The organism is Desulfosporosinus sp. BICA1-9, from assembly GCF_000802135.1.
The window spans coordinates 1-6,756 of the sequence record NZ_JUEE01000210.1 but is presented as its reverse complement, the minus strand read 5'-3'; the positions used below and the strand labels follow the sequence as shown (position 1 = coordinate 6,756).

Below are 6,756 nucleotides of genomic sequence, written 5' to 3'. Positions count from 1 at the left end.
ACTTTTTGGTTATGAAACATCAAGGATATCAATATGAGCACTGCTTTTCCTACAATTGGAATGCCATGGTAGGATTTCATCACCTTATGCAAATCGGTCGATTTATGAATGTTTTGCTAGTACATAGTGAGCTTCTAGAGAAAAAAGTAGCCGTACTCGGGATCAATGGCTTGTTAGAGTTTATTTTTAAAGCATGTACAGCGGATGTTCTGGATCTAACCCGTATAGCGTCAATTGTTATCGATAATAATTACCAGTGGAGATTGGTAAGTTAGAATCATCCAACGTTTGGATGACAATTTCAAAAATAATTAATGGCCCCCTTTAGGGTTTGTTTGTGGTGAGATAATTTAGTTTCTAGGCAGATCAGTCTTCATAAAGTGATGTGAGACTAAGGTATAACTTTGCTAATGAGTCATAGTTTCTTAAGCGATTCATCTAATTGGTATAATATTGAAAAATAATTGACTGCGAAAAATATCATGCTTCAGCTCTGGAATCTTGAAAACCCATTTGACATTCATATAGACTTTGTGATATGATATTAGTAAGAGATATAAACTTATTTTGGGTTTTTATGTCTATTTTTTATTATATAACAAAAACATCTTCAAGTATAGTCATAGGTGAGAATATCTGGTCTGTTCCCTTCTTCCCTTCTCTTTGTAAGATGTAAAAATACACCGCAAAAAAGCCAGCCATTGAAGCTGGCTTTTTGTCGTCTAATCGTTTATATTCAAGACCGTTTTCGCATTTATAATATCCGTTCAATTGGATTTCAGCCCTTTAATATCATACAGACCCCATGGATTAGGTTCCTTTCTTCCTACTTCATGGGTTTTGCCTCCTGAATTTTCATAATACCAGGCAATTTTATCAATCTCTCCGTATCTATAGTTTGTAGTTCCTGCTCTACATGCATACTCCCACTCAGTATAGTGGAAAATTCAATCCGCTTCCCCCGCCTTAAAGTTATAAATTGGTTTAATAACTTCACCCGAGGCCGATTTAACTTAATCATGCCCATATCTCTGTAAGAAATTTTACAACTGCCTTAGCTGCTCTCGATATTGCCTTAATTCGTCTTCATCAAAATCATCAATAGTGTCTTGCAGTACTTTAAGCATCTTAGGTTTATCTTCGGGAATTTTACCGATCACGGGAGTAGCCATTGATACATGATTAGCAAAGACTTTGGTGTCTGTTTCCAGATGTTCGATGAAGTATTTTAATTCTTGAACTCGTTCGAATTCCGTGGCTTCGACAAATTCGCCATTAAGTTTTTGCTGATATAAGTCTGTACCGGGTATGAGGATTAGGGAGGTTATCCCTATACTTTTTGGCCTTAGTTGATTAAAAAGTTTGGCAGTTTCAAAGGCGCTAATTTCTCCTTTGCTATGACCAGCTAAGCCATTCAAGTAAATTCCATGATACGCAATTCCGGCATCTTCTAATCGCTTGCATTGTTCAACAGCTTCGTCGGCAGTATTTCCTTTATGGATTCGAGTTAAAGTCTCATCGTGACCAGTTTCAATCCCGATATACAAATAATTAATCCCCAAAGAACGCAGTTCCTTGAGTTCTTCTGTTGTTTTTGTTTTGATATTGGTTATCCGAGCATACATGGAAATAGTTTCACATTGCGGCAGGTATTCTTTGATTTTCTGGGCAATTATTTTTAGTCGTTCCAAGCTTAAAACAAAGGGGTCACCACCGACAAGGTAGACCCTTTTCGCATCAGGTCGCACTGAACGAGACTCTTGTAAATCTTCCTCTATTTGCTCTATAGGTTCGATGCGAAATGGGACATCCTTATACATGCTGCAAAATGTGCAACCGTCATGTGAACATCCAACTGTGACTTGTAATAGTAAGGTTTTAGCCTCGGCAGGTGGTCTATAGATCGTACCTGTATAATGCATAATAACAAACTCCCTCTTTAAGTTATTAAATTGTATGGTTTTCTATTCAATTAAATACAACACACTTTCCACATCTTTTCGCGTAATCCTCCAAGCTCGTGGAAATTAACTAGTAAAAAGAAAATTTGCCAGACCGTTCGTTTTAACAAAGAAAGATACGTCTCAGATTCCAATTGGAACCCCAGTATGGATTAGTGCTTACAAAATGTATATAGTGACTCAACGCAAAAAACCAAAAAGCACAGTCAAAATGCTTGACCTGTGCTATAAATTGGGTACCCGTTTGATGCTGATTTTCAGTGTCGGGGCCTTCTCATTTCTGAAAAATCAAAACTAGTCTTCTTCCATTTCACCAGTGCAACTGTACTGGTGAAATGGAAATAACTCAATGAAAGAATTGCTTCTCCTCATCTACTAAACCCAATGCAACTTCTATTAAGGCAGTGAGATGCATCATTTTCATACCAAGTTTGTAATGCTTATTCATATCAACAAACTGGTCCATACAATTATGGCAAGGGATGCACCCGATTTCTGCACCTGTAGCCACTAATTGATCAACTTTCGGTTTGGCTTTAATCATACGCATTGCTTTAGTTGCAGCCACGGCACCAGCTCCTCCGCCAGCTCCACAACAAAGGTTATACTCTCTATTAGGAAACATTTCGCGAAAATCCATTACAGTGTTACTTAACACATAGCGCTGAGGCTCAACAATTCCTTCTTTACGAACCGTATTACAGGGATCATGTAGGGTTACTGGGATTGTATTTCTGGTCTTATCTAGTTTTAATGTGCCGTCTTTAATCCAATCGGCATACAACTCGACTATATGGCGAACAGGGAACTGTTTCCCTTTCCAGTAATCTCGTGCAAACACTCGGGTCGATCGGAATGCATGGCCACATTCAGTGACAATAATCTCCTTAGGGTTTAGCCTCTCAACTTCTTCAAACATCGGGCGTGAAATTTCATCGAATTCATCGTTTTTACCTGTGAACAAACAAATATTAGTAGCATCCCAGCGCTTAGAGCTGATCGTAAAGTTTGCCTTTGCGGCATGGAAAACATTTAAAATACTTTGCAGATCATTTGGATAATGTTTAATTTCTCGAGCATTGAATCCAAAGAAGAAATCTGCATTTGGAACATCTAAAGGAATCTTGTAAGTTGGATCTTTGAGATCCTCCTGCATCATTTCCTCAATCCATTCAAGAGTCTCGTCATAATCAATTTGTTCGACACCCATTTGATTACCTGTACGTATATGATCATCAGCAATAACTTGCAAATGACCAGGCGGCATTGCCACTTTCCCTCGAAAGGCTCTCGTGAGTGCGTTAATATTCACCCCCATTGGGCATTGCACAGTACATCGATCACACATTGTACAATTCCAGATGAAGGGATCGTTTTCTGCTTCTTCTCGCATACCTAGAACTACTTTACGTATGAATTTACGAGGGTCTTGATCCTCATGTAGATCGCTATAAATGCAGCCAGCTGTACACATACCACAAGTGAGGCAATTAGAAAAATCGTAGCCCTTCAATAATTCTGCCATTTCATCACGTAAGGTTGGATCTAAGTTTTTAATTCTTATTGGTTCTCTCATCTTACGATCACCTCCGACATTAAATTGATATTCGCTTTATATGTAAAAAGCGGATACTTGATATCCGCTTTTACTGTTTTACATCTATTAATTATTCAAAAGTAATACAGTGTGCTGGGCAGCCCTCGGCAGCTTCTTTGGCGGCTTCCTCACATTCACTAGGGACTGGGCTTGTGTAAGCTACTGCTATCCCGTCTGCCCCCATCTTAAAAACCTCAGGACAGAATTCAGGACATGATTCACACCCGATGCACTCATCTTGCGATACTATTGCAATCATAATGTATCCTCCTCAACTTTAATTCTCTTTGAACAAATCGTCACAAAGTTTAGTAATCTTCTTTTAGTAATCTTCTTTTAGTAATCTTCTTTTTGCAATTCTTTTTGTGTTTTAAATTCTGGATCCGCACCTCATGTGACCCGTTCCATCTCTTCCTGGCATCTGAAATACCTCCTTATGGTTATTGACATATGCCCTTTATGGTTTTAATTATACTCTGTTTAGAACATATGTCAATAATAGTTCTGACATAATTTGTGCGCTAATTTGCCAGGAGGTTCTCCCGCAAATTTTCTAGCTATAAAAAAACCTCCTGTCTTGTATTCTTTGTTTTTAACAGAATACCAAAGTCAGGAGGTTTTTTCGCGACGCTATTTAGTCCACCGCTTACGTATATATGTAAGTGTCAAATACTTTGCACATGGTATCGTAACTTTAGCTGTGAGATAATACCTTCATCAAATTGATTGGAGGTATTATTAATGTCAGTGGGGAAAATTCCCGAATCCCGTAGCAGTCAAATTAATTCCTTCAAAGAATCCGGCTTGTCTATCCCAGAGTGGTGTAAGGAAAATAACGTTAAGACTTCTACATTGCGTTACTGGCTTAACAAGATTAAGACAGAAGAAAATTCAAGATCAAATGAAGAAGGCTGGGTGACAATTGCAGTGAATAATTCTTTAGAAACTAAAGTTTCACCAATTGTTATTAAGGTTGGACCGTTTTCCGTGGAAATTCAGCCTGGATTTGACCGTTCCACCTTGACGGAAGTTATTGCCGCAATCCATGGAGTATGCTAGAAACTTCGATTGGTCAAAAAATCTTTCTTTCGACCTCGCCATGTGATATGCGCAAATCAATAGAAGATCTTACAGCCATTGTAAAGCTTAAATTTAAACTTGATCCTTTTGCTGACTGCCTTTACGTATTCTGCAATAAAAAAGGTGACAAGATAAAATGCTTAAGATGGCAGAATAATGGATGGTGGTTATATTACCGTAAGTTAAGCAAGGGCACTTTCAAGTGGAAGTTTGATGAAAACCGTATTGTCATAACTGTTTCTGAAAGAGAATTTCGCTGGCTCCTTGATGGCCTTCCTATGGATCAGCCCCAGGCTCACAAGGAGGTAAAACAGAGAATAGTTATCTAGTTTTTACAATCTTAATTCCGCATATTTTCGGCGAATTTTGGTCAATTTACAGGGTTTTCCTGTCGATTTCTACCCATTTCTGATATACTGGATCTATGAAAACACCGATTATAATACCTGAAAACACACAACTAAATTATGAGCAAATGTCCCGTGAGGAGCTTATTAATATCTGCCGTCAGCAGGCAAAACTTCTGGAGGAAATGAATCGAAACATTAAATGGATGATGGAGCAAATAAAATTGTCCAACAAAAACCGTTTTGGTTCTTCTTCCGATTCCGTTACTTACCCGGAAGGCTATGAGCAACCGTCTTTCTTTAATGAAGCTGAGGCTCTGGCAAATCCCGGTGCTGCTGAACCCTCCTTCGAGGATTCCGTGGCTAAACCGAAGCGCAAGAAAAAGACAAAGGGTAAGAAAGAACGGGATCTTTCCGGTCTTCCTGTAACCGTTATTGAGCATGAACTTCCGGAGGAACAAAGAAGCTGCCCCAAATGCGATAATTCTCTCCACGACATGAAGGTAGAGGTTACAAAGATTCTAAAGTTTGTGCCCTCCCATATGGAAGTGGAAGAACACCGCCGGCATGTATATACCTGCCGAAATTGTGAACAAACCCAGGCAGAAGGAGATAAGATCCCTTTTGTCCGTGCTGATATGCCCAAACAGCCTATCCCTGGCAGTTTTGCCAGCGCAGAACTAATTGCGGCTATCCTAAACGGCAAATATGTGAACGCCATGCCCCTTGACCGTCAGGAAAAAGAATTTGAACGCTATGACGTTGCAATATCAAGGCAGACCATGTCCAACTGGGTACTAAAGTGTGCCGAGGATCATTTTTCCCTAATATATAATCACATGCGTGAAACCCTTTTGAAGAAGGAGATTTTACACGCTGACGAAACATTCGTTCAAGTTGTTAGGGAACCTGGTCGTGATGCCAAACAGAAAAGCTATATGTGGATGTATTGTACAGGCATTCATGATACGCCTATTGTCTACTTCGAATATCATCAAAGTAGAGCCTTTGAATCCGCCGAGGAATTTCTTAAGGGATACCTTGGATTTCTCCACTCGGATGGATATGAGGTATATCATAAATTAAACTCCGATATAACGGTAGTTGGATGCCTGGCTCATCTGCGACGGCGGTTCACAAATTGCATCCAGTCTCTTTCGGAAGAAGAAAAGAAAACAACTGCTTCTTATGAGGGACTTCAGTTTTGTGACACCCTCTTCGATATAGACGAAAAATTAAAAAACTATTCCATTGAAGAACGTTATAAAAAACGTCTTACCTTACTAAAACCGGTAATGGACGCTTTTTTGGCGTGGCTTAAAGAGATGAAACGAAATGCTGTTCCTAAAACTCATTTCTATGATGCAGTAAACTATGGGTTGAACCAGTGGCCGTATTTTGAAAATGTTCTTTTAGACGGAAGGTGTGAACTTTCGAACAACCTAGCGGAACGAAGCCTACGCCCCTTCACAATTGGCCGCAAAAACTGGGTCACTATGGAAACGCCTCGGGGAGCAACGGCTAGCGCCATAATCTATAGCGTTGTCACGACAGCCAGAAATAATAACCTAAAGCCATATAATTATTTGGTATACATATTGAAACAGATGCCGAACACAGATTTCATAAACCATCCGGAGTTGATTGAAAAATTCGTTCCATGGTCAAAGGAGCTGCCGACAGACTGTTACAAACAAAATAAAACTTAAAATCAATCCGACCTGATGGTTGGGTTGATTTTTTAGTTATGTGCCTACTATTTGACATTTAC

Annotated in this window: 8 protein-coding genes; 4 read left to right on the top strand and 4 right to left on the bottom strand. The window is 39.3% G+C overall.

Going from position 1 to position 6,756, the window contains the following annotated elements:
* On the top strand, positions 1-275 hold a 275-nt coding region (locus tag JL57_RS26220), incomplete at its 5' end, for a hypothetical protein (RefSeq protein ID WP_034143185.1).
* A 492-nt stretch (positions 276-767) separates the two neighbouring features.
* Here JL57_RS26220 and JL57_RS35600 read toward each other — a convergent pair.
* The 4 genes from JL57_RS35600 to JL57_RS26195 form a co-directional block, all read right to left on the bottom strand.
* Positions 768-947 carry an SUMF1/EgtB/PvdO family nonheme iron enzyme gene (locus JL57_RS35600; RefSeq protein ID WP_291300593.1) on the bottom strand — a complete coding sequence of 60 codons (180 nt, stop codon included), beginning with the start codon at positions 945-947 and terminating at the stop codon, positions 768-770.
* Positions 948-1,043: 96 nt separating this feature from the next.
* Entirely contained in the window at positions 1,044-1,922 is an 879-nt protein-coding gene (locus JL57_RS26205; protein ID WP_034144845.1) for a radical SAM protein, read from the bottom strand.
* Between the two features lie 385 nt (positions 1,923-2,307).
* On the bottom strand, positions 2,308-3,537 hold the full coding sequence (locus JL57_RS26200) for a (Fe-S)-binding protein (RefSeq protein WP_034144844.1): 1,230 nt from the start codon (positions 3,535-3,537) through the stop codon (positions 2,308-2,310).
* A gap of 91 nt (positions 3,538-3,628) precedes the next feature.
* Positions 3,629-3,817, bottom strand: coding sequence for a ferredoxin (locus JL57_RS26195; RefSeq protein WP_034144843.1), 189 nt, complete (start codon positions 3,815-3,817; stop codon positions 3,629-3,631).
* A gap of 482 nt (positions 3,818-4,299) precedes the next feature.
* Between JL57_RS26195 and JL57_RS26190 the strand changes: the two genes are divergently transcribed.
* The 3 genes from JL57_RS26190 (at position 4,300) to JL57_RS26180 (ending at position 6,694) form a co-directional block, all read left to right on the top strand.
* Positions 4,300-4,617 carry an IS66 family insertion sequence element accessory protein TnpA gene (locus JL57_RS26190; protein ID WP_034144842.1) on the top strand — a complete coding sequence of 106 codons (318 nt, stop codon included), beginning with the start codon at positions 4,300-4,302 and terminating at the stop codon, positions 4,615-4,617.
* Positions 4,611-4,967, top strand: coding sequence for an IS66 family insertion sequence element accessory protein TnpB (gene tnpB / locus JL57_RS26185; protein WP_034144841.1), 357 nt, complete (start codon positions 4,611-4,613; stop codon positions 4,965-4,967). Before JL57_RS26190 ends, tnpB begins: the two co-directional genes overlap by 7 nt.
* Before the next feature lie 95 nt (positions 4,968-5,062).
* Positions 5,063-6,694 carry an IS66 family transposase gene (locus JL57_RS26180; protein ID WP_291300592.1) on the top strand — a complete coding sequence of 544 codons (1,632 nt, stop codon included), beginning with the start codon at positions 5,063-5,065 and terminating at the stop codon, positions 6,692-6,694.
* Positions 6,695-6,756 lie beyond the last annotated feature (62 nt).